This is a genomic window from Aliihoeflea sp. 40Bstr573, from assembly GCF_024105655.1.
Taxonomy (GTDB): domain Bacteria; phylum Pseudomonadota; class Alphaproteobacteria; order Rhizobiales; family Rhizobiaceae; genus Aliihoeflea.
Map to the genome: position 1 here is coordinate 1 of NZ_JAAAMH010000036.1, position 13,314 is coordinate 13,314.

Sequence of the window (13,314 nt, forward strand, 5' to 3'; positions counted from 1 at the left end):
AATCCGTATCCGTCATCTTTGTGGACATCGCCGACCTCCCAAATCAGTCGGCAACCTATGAATCAGGCCGGATTCATCCGCGGAACCCCAAAACCTGTACCTGAGTCAATTCGTCCACACAGCCTAGTAAATCACATCACCGATTTGACGCTACGTAACTTGCGCGTGAGCCGCGCTTTACTTGCCATCTTGGTTAATCGCCACCGTTAGACCTGCCGCAAAGAAAAAGCCCGGCGCAGGGCCGGGCCTCTCTGGAATTGTGACGCGCGGATCAGTTCCAGCGCCACCTGCTCTGGTGCCGTTCGGCCTCGGCCTGCTGGCCGAGCACGAAGCCGATCATGCCAGCGAGCAGCGAGGCGATGAGGATCGAGGTGCCGGGATTGTCCTTGACCACCTCATAGGCCTGCTGCGCCCGCTCGCTGGCCGCGCTCTGAAGCGAGGCCAGTTCCTCGCGCAAATCGGCGATCTGGCGTTCCAGCCCATGCGTTTCGCGGTCGTCGTTCTGCATCGGGTCCATCGTCATGTCCTTGGTTGAGGAATTGGACTTACAAAACGGGCGGAAGAACCGAGTGTTCCGGCGCATGTGGAATATCGATGCGCAGATGTGAAAAAGCCGGGCGCAAGGCCCGGCTTTTCAAATCGCGCCCCGCCAGTACATCCGTGGTCGGCACGCTATGGCAGCAGTGTGCGCGCGCTTGGTTAACGAAAGGTTAACGCTGCGAGGGCCGTGGATGTAGCCGCCATCGGCGGCACGATGTCGATCTTCGGACGGTTCATGATGTTCGCAACGGGGCGTTCGTTGAGCCTTTGCAGAAGCATCGTGGCCTGGGCGCGCAGCGGCTCGACCTTTCGGCTGGCTGAACTCAAGTCGATTACGCGGTTGAGTTGGGCCTTGGCGGCGTCGATGCGTCCGATCTTCACCAAACTGACGGCAGCGCCGTATCGGGCTTGGGTGGACTGCGGCGCAAGTTCGATCGCCCTGCGAAAGCTCGCAACGGCGTCCGCATGACGGCCCAGCGCCTGGAAGGCGGTCGCGCGGCGCAGCCAGCCCTTCGCAAGGTCCGGCGCGACCGAGGACAGCGTCGTGAAGACCTCGGCCGCAGCTAGGTGGTCTCCCTTGCTCGCCATCAATTGCCCGAAAGCGTAAAGCGTCGTCGCATGGTTCGGGTCGGTATCCAGGATCTGGCGATAGGCTCGTTCGGCCTTCGCCACGAGTCCGTTCTGATGCCAGCGGCTGGCCGCCTTGGAAATGCCGGAGAGCGAGCGGACGTCGAGCTTGTCACCGAGATTTCGGCCCGATCGCGTATGAACCAGCTTGCAATGGATGACGGTGTCGCTGGCCCCGAAGCTGTACTTGTAGGGCTCGTCGCCGCGCAGGAAATCGTAGCTTCGAAAGCCGTTCTCGATGGCATGGCGAATGCTGAAGGCATGCAGCAAGAGACCCGGCGGCACGATCTCCGCCGTCTCGTCACGTCCTGCGAGGCTGAAGAGATACGTCTTCTTGACCTGATCGACGAAGATTGCCAGAGCGCCGAGAGCACGCTGGCCATGCCAGAGCACGGGCAGGAACAGACTTCCCTCGTCGAACGCGTCACGAAAGACCCGCTGGTTGGTCCGCAAGATGCCCGGCAGCCTCTTTCCCTTGCGTGGACCCCATCGCTCTCTCCAGAAGCCGAGCAGGACATCGATGTCGCGATCGATGCTGTGCGCGTCGGGCAGCGTCACGCGCAACTCGTCGGAGGCGTCCAGCTTGCGCAGCAGACGGCGAAGCTTCTGGCGCATATTCGTGCCGACCTTCTCCTGCAGGTAGGCATCCCACGTCGCCGGCAGTTCGATGGACGGGCATTTGGCGTTGTCGACGTTGTCAGACCTGTTGATCGCGCTTACCGCGCGCATTGCGAGCCGCTTGTCCTCGAGATTTTCGAGCAGGTGTCGCATTCGCGCGCCGGACATGCGCAGATTGGTAAGGTGCAGATTGGCCCAGTGCATCTTTCGAAGATGCTTTCCCATGGCCGAGAGGGCCGAACGGGCGAATTTGGGGGCACAAATCGCGCCTGTATAGTCCGCGACATAGGCCCCGCCCATGTGAATGTCGTGGCAGAAATGACCTTCCTTGCCGCTCAACCGCGTTTCAAGCCGCAGCGGCATGAGTGCCACGTAGGGCGCCGGCGCCGGCCGGGTGCGCGCTGCCAGCACCAGCCATTCTCCGTCGAAGCGCCGAAGGAAAGCCGACATGAACTGCCACGACAGGAAATACTGCGCCTCCGGGTCCGAACGGTAAAGTTCGTCCCAATTATCCTTCAGTGCTTCGAGGTTCTTTCGGCTTGTAATGACATCGATCAGCATGACGCCGTGCCCCCACCACGCCCCGCAGGGCTTCGCCTGCATAGAGTCAACCTCGAATCTTACCTAGCGTCAAGTTTCCGATCGTTCAGGCTTGGCGAACGGTCCCGTAGGTCGCCGTGATCGGACGTTTAATGTCCGCATATGCCAGCACGCTTCGAGACGGTCGTCTCGTCTCCCGAGGATGGAAAAAAATTCGGAAAGAACGTGGTGCCCAGGGACGGAGTCGAACCGCCGACACTGCGATTTTCAGTCGCATGCTCTACCAACTGAGCTACCTGGGCAACTGCTCCGGTCGGCCGTCAAAGGCCGGGGCGGTGTTGGTTTCCGCCGGAAGCGCGTGGGTTATAACACGAGAAATCGCCCTGTCCAGCGGATGACGTTGGGAAAGTCGGCGAAAAATTTTGGCCGTTTTCAGCCGCGCTCGTCCTCGCTGCCATCATCTTCGTCCTCGGTCGCCGGAATGACGTAGGAGCCGGTCAGCCACCGGTTGAGGTCGATGTTCCTGCAGCGCTCCGAACAGAAGGGAAAGCTCGCGCGCTGCGAGGGCCTGCCGCACTCGGGGCAGGGACGGCGGGGACGAAGCGGGGTCACTTTCTCGACCTCGTGGGCCATCAGACGGCGGCTCCGGTCGGCGCCTTTGCCAGGACCTTGAACCCATCGCCGGCCAGGAGGCTCACCGTCTCGTAGAGCGGCAGGCCAACGACATTGGTGTACGAGCCGACGAGCTTCACGACGAAGGCCCCGGCAAGGCCCTGGATTGCGTAGCCGCCGGCCTTCCCGCGCCATTCGCCCGAGGCGAGATAGGCGTCGATTTCCTCGCGCGAGAGCCGCTTGAAGCGCACGCGCGTCTCGACGAGGCGAAGCCGCGATTTGCCGGCAGGCGTGATGACAGAGACACCCGAATAGACGCGGTGCGCGCGGCCCGAAAGGAGCCGGAGGCAATCCTGCGCGTCTTCCAGCGTTTCGGCCTTGGGCAAAATGCGCCGTCCGACGGCGACGACCGTATCGGCGGCGAGAATGAAGGCCGGCTCGTCGCCGAGGCGTTTCATGCCTTCGGCGGCCTTGTCGGCCTTGCCCTGCGCCAGCCGCTTGGCGAGCGAGCGCGGATGCTCGGCCCGGGTGGGCGTCTCGTCGATATCGGTCGCGAAGATGCGGTCTGGTTCGATGCCTGCTTGCTGGAGAAGCTCGATCCGCCGCGGCGAACCGGATGCAAGGACAAGCTTCTGGGGAATGCTCATCGAAATCCTGCGCCGCCGGGTGCGGACTTACTTGAAGCGATAGGTGATGCGGCCCTTGGTCAGGTCATAGGGCGTCATCTCGACCTGCACCTTGTCGCCGGTGAGCACGCGAATGCGGTTCTTGCGCATGCGGCCGGCCGTATGGGCGATGATCTCGTGATCGTTTTCAAGCTTGACCCGGAACATCGCATTCGGCAACAATTCGACGACGACGCCCGGGAACTCGAGGACTTCTTCCTTCGGCATTCGGAACCTTTGGTTTGTGCTGGTTTCGGCTATATAGGCCGTGATTGGCGCGGAACCTATAGGAAGTTGGCGATTTTGGGAACACGCATAATGCGCGTGTGCGCTACGCTTTTCCAAACCGCTTTTGAATCTGCATCTTGAGCCGGTCGCGCACGTCGCGATAGGCGGCCATGATCTGCTCGCGCGTGCCGGTCGCGGTCGACGGATCGGCCGTGGGCCAGTATTCAACGTCGATGGCCATCGAGCGCGTCAGCTCGAGCGCGGCGTGGTGCGCCTCTGGCGCCAGCGTCACGATCAGGTCGAAATAGCTGTCCTCGAGGTCTTCAAGCAGTTGTGGGCCGTGCGAGACGCCGTTCAGGCCGGCCTCCTTCAACACCGCATCGACGAACGGGTCGCGCTCGCCTGGCCGCACGCCGGCGGAGGCGACGAAAACGCCATTTGGCAGGCCATGCCGCGCCAGTGCTTCGGCCATTGGCGAGCGAATGGAGTTCATGCCGCACAGGAACAGGATCGATTTCGGCGCGGATTTCTCGCCCGGCATCTGGCGTCAGCCTCGCCAGTGCAGCACGCAAACCAGCGTGAAGAGGCGCCGCGCGGTGTCGAAATCGACCTCTATCTTGCCCGACAGCCGGTCCATCAGCGTCTGCGAACCTTCGTTGTGGAGGCCGCGCCGGCCCATGTCGATCGCTTCGATCTGGCTCGGCGTCGACGTGCGGATCGCCTCGTAATAGCTCTCGCAAATGAGGAAGTAGTCCTTCACGATCCGCCGAAACGGCGTCAGTGACAGGATGTGCGTGACGACCGCCGCGTCGTTCTCGCGCGAGATGGAAAAGACCAGCCGCGAATCGGCCAGGGAGAGCTTCAGCTTGTAGGGCCCGCCGGCCTCGTCGCTGACCGGGTGGAAGCTGTTGTCCTCGATCAGGTCGAAGATGGCGACGGCGCGCTCGTGCTCGACATCCGGCGTCGACCGCCCGATCGATTCGTCGAGCTCGACGTCGATCAGGCGGTTGCGTGTCGTGTCGCCGCCGTCCATCGCGCTCACATGTTCAGCCGGATGGAGACGGCGCGGCCGTGTCCGGCGAGCCCTTCTGCTTCCGCAAGGGCTATGGCCGCCGGACCGAGCGCGCGCAACTGGTCCGGGCCGCATTTCAGGATCGACGTTCGCTTGACGAACTCCATCACCGACAGTCCGGACGAGAACCGCGCCGAGCGCGCGGTCGGCAGGACGTGGTTCGACCCGCCGACATAGTCCCCGATCGTCTCGGGCGTATGCCTGCCAAGGAAGATCGCGCCCGCATTGCGGATGCGGGCCATCAGCGCCTCCGGGTCCGCGACGGCGAGTTCAAGGTGCTCGGCCGCGATCCGATCGATCAGCGGCAGCGCCGCCTCGAAGTCGGCCACATGAATGACGGCGCCGAAATCGCGCCAGCTTGCCGCGGCGATTTCGCCGCGGGGCAGGGCGGCGATCTGGCGCGAGACCTCCGTTGCCACCCGTTCGCCGAATGCCGCATCGTCGGTGATCAGGATCGACTGCGCCGCGACGTCGTGCTCGGCCTGCGCGATCAGGTCGGACGCGATCCAGGATGGGTCGTTGTCAGCATCGGCGACGACGAGGATTTCGGACGGCCCGGCGATCATGTCGATGCCGACGGTGCCGAATACCTGGCGCTTGGCCGCCGCCACATAGGCGTTGCCCGGCCCGACGATCTTGGAGACCGGCCCGATCGACTGGGTTCCATAGGCGAGCGCCGCGATCGCCTGCGCCCCGCCGATCCGGTAGATTTCACTTACGCCGGCAATGTGCGCGGCCGCCAGAACCAGGGGGTTCACCACGCCGTCCGGCGTCGGCACAACCATCACGATGCGCTCCACGCCCGCAACGCGCGCCGGCACGGCGTTCATCAGCACCGAGCTTGGATAGCTCGCCGTTCCGCCCGGAACGTAAAGGCCCACGGCCTCGATCGCGGTCCAGCGCGAGCCGAGCTCGACACCGATGGCGTCGACATAGCGGTCGTCCTTCGGCATCTGCCGTTGGTGGTGCGAGGTGATGCGCTCATGCGCCAGCATCAGTGCGTCGAGCGTCTTCGCGTCCACCGCGCCGACCGCCGCGTCGATCTCCGCCGCGGTGAATGCGATGCCGGTATCGGAAAAGTCGAGCCGGTCGAACCGGCGGCTGTAGTCGAGCAAGGCCTCGTCGCCGCGCGCGCGCACGTCCGCGATGATCGCGCGCACCGTGTCGTCCACGTCCTGCGCGGCCTCGCGCTTGGAGCCGAGAAACGCCGAGAATCCGGCCTCGAAATCGGCGTCGGTCATGTCGAGGCGAATGGCCATGTCGCTGGTGTCGTCCTTAGGTCGTATGCTGCGGGCGGCTGCCGGTTTCCCATGCCGCGCCGAGGTCGGCAAGCCGTGCCTCGATGTATTCCACCTCGAGCCGCATCGCCGCGTCGCCGGCAAAGACGAGCTCGATCGTGCCGGCCGGCAGTTCTGCGGGCGTAAAGCGGATCGCGAGGAGTTCGTGAACGTCCTCCGGCCGCGTCCGGTCGACGCCCGACAGCTTGACGCCCTGCACGCGCTCGAAATGCAGTGCCGTGCGCCGGCGCTCGTAGTCGCGGCGGAAAAAGCCGGTCCTCTTTTCCCAGACGAAGCGGTTCATCGCGACGACAAGCCGCTTTTCGCCAGGAAAATAGGCGATGTCCTTGGTCTTCAGGACGGCGTCCTGGCAATGAGCGGAAATGACGTTCAAGTCTTCTTCGTCGAGTGCGACGAGTTTCAGTTCGCTCATTCCCCGGTCCCAATCTCACGCATCGGCGCCGACGATGCGCCGGTCGCATCCGACCATATAGTTTAGCTGCAGTGCAACTAAAACCCGGCCCGGCGCGCGAAGTTCCGGCTCAAGAAGACAGCCGCTCGATTGCCGCGCCACATTCGGAAAGCTTGGTCTCGAGCCGCTCGAAGCCGCGGTCCAGATGATAGACGCGGTTGACGATCGTCTCGCCTTCGGCCGCCAGTCCCGCGATGACCAGCGAAACCGAGGCGCGCAGGTCGGTCGCCATGACAGGCGCGCCGCGCAACCGGTCGACGCCGTCGATGATGGCCGCCTGGCCCGACAGCGAAATCTGCGCGCCCAGCCGCGCCAGTTCCTGCACGTGCATGAACCGGTTCTCGAAGATCGTCTCGGTGATCTTCGAGCGGCCCTTGGCCTTGGTCATCAGCCCCATGAACTGCGCCTGCAGATCGGTCGGAAAACCGGGGAACGGCTCGGTCGTGATGTCGACCGGGCCGATGCCCGAGCCGTTGCGCACGATGCGCAGGCCCGAATTCGTCTCGGTGATCTCCGTGCCGGTCTGGGCGAGCGTGTCCAGCGCGGTCTGCAGAAGATCTGCCCGCGCGCCTTCGAGGATCACGTCGCCGCCGGTCATGGCGACGGCCATTGCATAGGTGCCGGTCTCGATCCGGTCCGGGATGACCTCGACGCGCGCACCGTGCAGGCGCGAAACGCCCTCGATCACGATGGTCGCCGTTCCTGCGCCCGAGACCTTGGCGCCCATGGCGTTGAGGCATTCGGCGAGGTTGACGACTTCGGGCTCCTGCGCCGCGTTTTCGAGGATCGTCTGGCCCTTGGCGAGCGTGGCCGCCATCATCAGGACATGCGTCGCGCCGACCGAAACCTTCGGGAACACGTAGCGCGCGCCGATCAGGCCCGCCTTCGCCTTGGCGATGATGTAGCCCTGCTCGATCTCGATGTCGGCTGAAAGCGCGCGCAGCCCGTCGATGAAGAGGTCGACCGGGCGCGTGCCGATGGCGCAGCCGCCAGGCAGCGACACGCGGCATTCGCCCATGCGCGCCAGAAGCGGCCCGATCACCCAGAAGCTCGCCCGCATCTTCGAGACGAGCTCATAGGGCGCGGTCGTGTCGACGATTTCCTTGGCAGTGAAGTTGATCGTGCGCGAATAGCCTTCCTGCTGCGAAAGACGCCGGCCGTTGACCGAATAGTCGACGCCGTGATTGCCGAGGATGCGGATGAGCTGCTCGACGTCGGCCAGATGCGGCACGTTGTGCAGCATCAGCGTCTCGTCCGTGAGGAGCGAGGCGATCATCAGGGGCAGGGCGGCGTTCTTCGCGCCCGAAATCGGAATGGTGCCGCGCAGTTCGTTGCCGCCGACGATGCGGATGCGATCCATCTGGTCTTCTCCTTCCCGGTCCGAAAGGAGGACTCGGCTGTTCGCAGGGGTAAAGGCGGGCTGTAGCGTATCGAAACGGCTGGTTCAAGGAACGCGCCGGCGCGGGCTTACGAATCCCCGTTGTCGTCGTTCGCCTGCAACAGCCCGTCCGGCCGCTCGTCGGCCTCGCCCGCGCGCCGTGCGCGCGACTGCGCCTTGCGCTTTTGCAGGTTGGCGCGCAGGCGCTCGGAAAGGCGCTTCTTGCGCGCCTCCTCCTGGCGCTCGGCTTCGCTGGTCTTCGGGGGCGGACGCGTCTGGCTGGTCATCGTCTATGAATAGCCTCTGGCGCGCCCGCGCGGAACAGCTTTCGCAAGGTCGCTTGAAAAGCTGGTTTGAACGCTTGCGCTCTCCCCCCTCCTATGGCAGAAGACCGCCGCATCCGGAAGCTGCGGTAGCTCAGTGGTAGAGCACTCCCTTGGTAAGGGAGAGGTCGAGAGTTCAATCCTCTCTCGCAGCACCAGTTTTTCTGCTTCAAATGCAAATACTTGCGGGAAATCAACGGTTTGGGCTTGCCTTTGTGGTACACAAAGGTGGTACACATGGCCCTCAGAATGGCTAGCCCGACTAAGCATCGCAAGACAGGCATCTTCTATTCGCGCAAGCGTGTCCCGGCTGATCTGGTCGAAGCACTCGGCAAACGCGAACATAAGGTCTCGCTCGGCACGAGAGACCCTGCTGTCGCTAAAGAGCTACACTCTCAGAAACTGATAGAGTTCGCTCGGTTGGAGAGGATGGCCCGCGCTCGGCCTGAGCCGTTGTATCAGAAGACCATCGTCGGGCTGGCCGGTGAAGCATATCGACAACTCATCACAGCGACTGATGCTGAGCCTGGAGAAACGGAGATCTGGGACGTGCTGCTTGAGCGTATCGACCACGAGGCTTCCTCGGGCAATCTCGAAAGCTGGTACGGCCCTACCGCTGACAACATCCTCGCCAACCACGAGTTGAAAGCTGACGACGCCAGCCGGAAGGGGCTTCTTGTCGAAATCCACAAGGCCGTCCGCCAAGGGGCTGAGGTCTCGCGGCGCAAGGCCGAAGGTGACTACAGCAAAGACCCCAAGGCGGAACGCTTCCCGAAACTGGTGACGAAGGACAAGGCGGCGAAGGTGGCCGGTCCGACCATCACTGAGTTCTTCGAACTGTGGAGGCGCCGTCATCTAGATAACGCCAAAGCTGCCGGTACGCCTGACGACCATCTCCACAAAGTCACGCGCTTCATAGAGTTCCTTGGCCACGAGCGCGCCCGTGATGTCACGCCGAAGGATGTTGCGGACTTCTGCGACCACCTCCAATTTGAAGAAGGGATTGGCGCTTCAACAGTCCGTGGAAAATACCTGTCCGCCCTCAAGGCAGTGTTTAAGGCGGGAAAGAGGAAGTTCCTGATCGAGATAAGCCCAGCCCATGGCGTTGATATAGACGTGACGAAGAAGCCCCGGGAGCGGCCACTAGGATTTACCGATGACGAGGCAGCGCGCATCCTCCGGGCTGCACTGGGGGCCGAAGATGATCCCAGTCGGGCGGCGGCTTTGAACAAATCCGCATGTCGATGGGTGCCTTGGATATGCGCCTACACCGGCGCGCGAGGTGGCGAGATTACCCAGCTTCGGGGCGTCGATTTTATCAAGGAGAATGGTATCCCGTGTGTTCGCATCACGTCAGAAGACGACGGAGCGACGGTGAAGACTGGCCAATATCGCACGGTCCCTTTGCATCCGCATCTTGTTGAACAGGGGCTGCTTGATTTCGTGCGGTCGCGAGGCGATGGACCGATATTCTATGAGCCGAACAACGGAAAGCGGAAACCCGGATCGACACAGGCGGGGAACGTGCGCGGAAAGGTCAGCGAGTGGGTGCGAAAAACCGCCAAGGTGACAGACCGGCGGGTGCAACCCAACCACGCATGGCGACACAGGTTCAAGACCATCGCGCGGGACGTGGATATGGCGCATGAGTATCAATATGCGATCTTGGGCCACTCTGATGGACGCGCCGCATCGGATTATGGCGAGAACACCATGAAGGCCCTCGCTCGTGAAATTCAGAAGTTGCCGCGATATCTTGACGTTGAAGACGCCGGCAAAACTTAGAACAATGTTGATGCGCCTAATAACCTGAGCGTCGGCGCGACAAATGCCTCCTCCATCCTGCAAGCAATCGGCGAGTATGCTGCGTTGTCACAGCCTGTCCCGTGCTGCTTCCGATAGCAGAGCCTCGGCGTTTGGGGCGAAAAGCGACCGAAGTGCAAAGGCATTCTCGATATCTTCACGCGTAATGACCGTGATCCCGAGTGCAGTCGCCGCTTCAAAGTCTGCCTTCAGTTCATCGCGCGGCCTTGTTGACACAATTATCGGAACTACTTTCGAAAAGTGGTTACCCGCCCCAGTCAATGCGGCGCGTATCCGTTCTGCCCTTCCTGCAAGGTTGGTGAGCTTGTTGTCGGCCTTTAGCAAGGCAGTGGTGCACTCGATTACGGCGTAGTGTCCAGTTGGTGAATATGCTACGACATCGACGGCGTCGGAGAGCTTGCGGTCCGATCCAACATTGAGCGGCGCAAATCCCAACAACCACGCAAGCCATGCTATTCCTCGCTCCAAATCACGAGAATTCGACCCGCGTTCTTTCGCTGTGTCCCCTGACAGCAGGGCCGATAGAACATTCAACGATGGGTCGATGCTTTCAAGCACGGTCCGATGAGAGTTCTGCGTTTGCGACGGGTCTTTTAGCCATGCCGTATGAACAGCTTGGCCGCGGTAGATCAACGTGCAGTTCAGAAGAGCGGCGGGGGGGCTCTCTACCTTGACACTCCCAAGATGCAGCTTGTCAGTCGATGTCCATAAAAAATCAGAGCTGGGAAGCGTTTTTCGTATGATCCGGGTGCCTTCAATAATCCGAACGCTCAACTCGCACTGTGTGCGATCAAGGCGGCTATCGATTCGCACGCAAGGTTGGGCGATGCCGTCCGCTACCGACGAGTTATAATCAACTGCCCCAGTCTGACCCGCCACTATTTCCAACACGTAGGAATTCGCGGATGGCGGGCCTAGGCGAAAATCACCAAACAGATCAGCGAGACCGTCATAAGGTGGCCTTGCTGCCTTCAACTCCCAGTCCACTGAAGGAGAAATGAAGGCGTCCAATGATTTGCCAACGAAGGAAAGAACTGACAGGCGGTTCTGCGCAGCAAGCCCTTCGGGGTGAAATTTTGAGAATATTGGTTCGTCCGCGGCGCTGATTTCTATTGTTGCATCCAACCCGTCGAAATCAGCCTTGCCATTCAAAAGGTTTAATACAAAATCTCGGAAATAGTGCCCTTCAAGGTAGAAATAACCGGCGACAAAATTTTCTGATCTCATACTCTGTGGTTGAGACGAGTCATCATGGTCAAAGAGAAATATCCGACATTTCAAAATCTCGAAAGATGATCCTTGTCGCCGCGCTACGAAATAGACTCTGGGGCGTTGATAGGCCGGGGCAAATGGTTCAATCCATTTCAGAAAATCGCAAAAAATTGCCAGGTTAGTATTCTTGGTTGTCAAGACTACCTCATCCAAAAATGGATTAGAAGCGATATCTCCGGGCGGAGGAATAGATTGCAGGGCAGTTAAAGCCTCATCCCGAACAGCGCAATAATCGAAAAGCTAAGAGCGTTTGGCGAGCCTAGCAAGAGTGCTTCTCGACGCTCCCGTGGCAGCAATGATCGAGTTCCAGCTATCGCCGCGGGCCAGCATCTTGAAAATAGCTTTGTTGCGCTCGACATTTTCTGGGCGGCCCTTGTAGACGCCCTTGGCCTTAGCGCCCTCGATTCCCTGTGCCTGACGGCGGCGACGGTCTACGTAGTCCTTGCGAGCAATGGCTGACAGCATGTCGAGCATCATCCCGTTGATGGCCTCGAACATGCGGCTGGTGAAGTCGTCGGCATCCCCGGTGGCCATCAGCCATGAAGTCGGAAGGTCCAGCGCGACCACCTTGATGCGCCGCTGTCTAATTTCATCCTTTAGCCGCCCCCAGTCTTCGGCATTCAGGCGGCTCAGGCGGTCCACCTGTTCGATGAGGAGCATGTCCCCCGGCTGGCAATCGTTTAGGAGCCGAAAGAGTTCAGGACGCTTCAGTGATGCTCCGCTTTCGTTCTCGACATAGACGGCGGCGATCTTTAGTCCCCTGTCAGCTGCGAACGTCTCTAGGTCGGCACGGGCGCGACCAGCGTCCTGCTCTTTGGTGGATGCACGGAGATAAGCGCGAACGAACATGAACAGGCCCCTATGGTTCGATTAATGTGGTCTCATATTGTTTGGTTCGTTTTGGATTGTCAATGGGACCTTATCGAACCACGATTTCGCAGGTTCGCTAACGGTGTATCCAAAAAACCAAAGCATCAACGGTTGAACCGTTCACCGCCCCGGCTTTACGCTGGGCCCTCCAAAGGGGGACTGAATGCTTAAATTTCTTGAACGGGTTGGATTGCGCCGACCGAGGATACCTCCGCTGTCGCCGGAGATGGAGACTGTCCATAGGGAAACGATCTCTTGGTGCAGAACGCAACTCTCAGCCTTCTACGGCCAGAGCATTTCACAGGTCCCCGGCGAGCTTGACGAACTACATAAGCAGCGGATCGCGGCCTACGCTGTCGGGTTTCTCACGGGGTATGTCCAAGTGACCGGCGCTGACGTGAAATGGTCAGGAGGTCGAGTTGAGGGCCTAGAAATGATCGGACATATGCTCGTGACGAGTGTGGTGCTCGCGGCGCTGTTTGGCGCGGAGAATGCGGCAGACCGCTTAGAGCATCTGCCTTCGATGGGAAACACGCTTGATGACCTCGTGCTTCTTGATCGGGCGGGTGGAGCGGACGGGATAGCCCACGCCGAGGGTAGGTCGAAGCAATACGGCGGCGCGTTGCTGCATTATTTGCGGGAGAACATGGCCTAGACCAGGACGGGGGCAGGGGGGAACTGCCGCGCGCCATACGTGAGATTGACCGCTCAGATTTTTCCGCCAAACACGCGGGAAAAGATCTCAGTCCCGTAGGAATGCCGTCCTGGCTAACTTCATGAACATGCGATGCTGCAGCCTTAATCCATAGCGCTCATGAGGACTGAGGAGAAAAGCCATTCCCGTGCAGTGCAAAATGAATGTTGGCGGCGTGATCCAGCCCCACTGAACGGGTCCACCTTGAGTTATGGTTTTGACCATGAAGGAGGACCACGATGAGCAACAAACGACACAAGCCGGAAGAGATCGTCACGAAGCTTCGGCAGGTTGAAGTCCTG

The 13,314-nt window shown here is 60.9% G+C and carries 16 protein-coding genes and 2 tRNA genes; 3 read left to right on the top strand and 15 right to left on the bottom strand.

Annotated elements, in window-relative coordinates; translation table 11 throughout:
- Positions 1-271: 271 nt before the first annotated feature.
- The 12 genes from GTK01_RS20170 to GTK01_RS20225 all read right to left on the bottom strand — a co-directional run bounded on the left by GTK01_RS20170 (position 272) and on the right by GTK01_RS20225 (position 8,316).
- A complete protein-coding gene (locus tag GTK01_RS20170; RefSeq protein ID WP_252929526.1) occupies positions 272-517 on the bottom strand; it encodes a hypothetical protein in 246 nt (81 codons plus the stop codon).
- Between the two features lie 182 nt (positions 518-699).
- The gene (locus tag GTK01_RS20175; RefSeq protein WP_252929528.1) at positions 700-2,388 is read right to left on the bottom strand and encodes a GNAT family N-acetyltransferase; all 1,689 of its coding nucleotides are present in this window, start codon (positions 2,386-2,388) and stop codon (positions 700-702) included.
- Positions 2,389-2,551: 163 nt separating this feature from the next.
- A tRNA-Phe gene (locus tag GTK01_RS20180) sits at positions 2,552-2,627 on the bottom strand.
- Positions 2,628-2,757: 130 nt separating this feature from the next.
- Positions 2,758-2,958: a DNA gyrase inhibitor YacG gene (gene yacG / locus GTK01_RS20185; protein WP_252929530.1), complete on the bottom strand. Its 201-nt coding sequence runs from the start codon at positions 2,956-2,958 to the stop codon at positions 2,758-2,760.
- Positions 2,958-3,584 carry a Maf-like protein gene (locus GTK01_RS20190; RefSeq protein ID WP_252929532.1) on the bottom strand — a complete coding sequence of 209 codons (627 nt, stop codon included), beginning with the start codon at positions 3,582-3,584 and terminating at the stop codon, positions 2,958-2,960. Before GTK01_RS20190 ends, yacG begins: the two co-directional genes overlap by 1 nt.
- Before the next feature lie 27 nt (positions 3,585-3,611).
- Complete coding sequence (gene infA, locus GTK01_RS20195; RefSeq protein ID WP_024588484.1) at positions 3,612-3,830, bottom strand: translation initiation factor IF-1; 219 nt, start codon at positions 3,828-3,830, stop codon at positions 3,612-3,614.
- 103 nt (positions 3,831-3,933) lie between these two features.
- Positions 3,934-4,371, bottom strand: a complete 438-nt coding sequence (locus GTK01_RS20200; protein ID WP_252929534.1) for a low molecular weight phosphatase family protein — start codon at positions 4,369-4,371, stop codon at positions 3,934-3,936.
- Positions 4,372-4,377: 6 nt separating this feature from the next.
- A complete protein-coding gene (locus tag GTK01_RS20205) occupies positions 4,378-4,863 on the bottom strand; it encodes a UPF0262 family protein (RefSeq protein ID WP_252929563.1) in 486 nt (161 codons plus the stop codon).
- A 5-nt stretch (positions 4,864-4,868) separates the two neighbouring features.
- Positions 4,869-6,161: a histidinol dehydrogenase gene (hisD, locus tag GTK01_RS20210; protein ID WP_252929536.1), complete on the bottom strand. Its 1,293-nt coding sequence runs from the start codon at positions 6,159-6,161 to the stop codon at positions 4,869-4,871.
- Between the two features lie 16 nt (positions 6,162-6,177).
- Positions 6,178-6,612, bottom strand: a complete 435-nt coding sequence (locus GTK01_RS20215; RefSeq protein ID WP_252929539.1) for a DUF2948 family protein — start codon at positions 6,610-6,612, stop codon at positions 6,178-6,180.
- A 109-nt stretch (positions 6,613-6,721) separates the two neighbouring features.
- Positions 6,722-8,011 (bottom strand): UDP-N-acetylglucosamine 1-carboxyvinyltransferase, encoded by a 1,290-nt coding sequence (gene murA, locus GTK01_RS20220; protein ID WP_252929541.1) that lies wholly within the window; start codon positions 8,009-8,011, stop codon positions 6,722-6,724.
- 107 nt (positions 8,012-8,118) lie between these two features.
- Positions 8,119-8,316 (bottom strand): hypothetical protein, encoded by a 198-nt coding sequence (locus tag GTK01_RS20225; protein WP_252929543.1) that lies wholly within the window; start codon positions 8,314-8,316, stop codon positions 8,119-8,121.
- A 119-nt stretch (positions 8,317-8,435) separates the two neighbouring features.
- On the opposite strand from GTK01_RS20225, the gene GTK01_RS20230 reads away from it, so the two are divergent.
- Positions 8,436-8,510, top strand: a tRNA-Thr gene (locus GTK01_RS20230).
- A gap of 79 nt (positions 8,511-8,589) precedes the next feature.
- Positions 8,590-10,137 (top strand): DUF6538 domain-containing protein, encoded by a 1,548-nt coding sequence (locus GTK01_RS20235; RefSeq protein ID WP_252929552.1) that lies wholly within the window; start codon positions 8,590-8,592, stop codon positions 10,135-10,137.
- A gap of 87 nt (positions 10,138-10,224) precedes the next feature.
- On the opposite strand, the gene GTK01_RS20240 is transcribed toward GTK01_RS20235, so the two are convergent.
- The gene (locus GTK01_RS20240; RefSeq protein ID WP_252929554.1) at positions 10,225-11,586 is read right to left on the bottom strand and encodes a hypothetical protein; all 1,362 of its coding nucleotides are present in this window, start codon (positions 11,584-11,586) and stop codon (positions 10,225-10,227) included.
- 102 nt (positions 11,587-11,688) lie between these two features.
- On the bottom strand, positions 11,689-12,297 hold the full coding sequence (locus GTK01_RS20245; RefSeq protein WP_252929557.1) for a recombinase family protein: 609 nt from the start codon (positions 12,295-12,297) through the stop codon (positions 11,689-11,691).
- 184 nt (positions 12,298-12,481) lie between these two features.
- On the opposite strand from GTK01_RS20245, the gene GTK01_RS20250 reads away from it, so the two are divergent.
- The gene (locus GTK01_RS20250; protein ID WP_252929559.1) at positions 12,482-12,973 is read left to right on the top strand and encodes a hypothetical protein; all 492 of its coding nucleotides are present in this window, start codon (positions 12,482-12,484) and stop codon (positions 12,971-12,973) included.
- A gap of 157 nt (positions 12,974-13,130) precedes the next feature.
- Here the strand turns inward: GTK01_RS20250 and GTK01_RS20255 are convergent.
- A partial coding sequence (locus GTK01_RS20255) for a hypothetical protein (RefSeq protein WP_252929561.1) occupies positions 13,131-13,314 on the bottom strand: 184 nt, incomplete at its 5' end.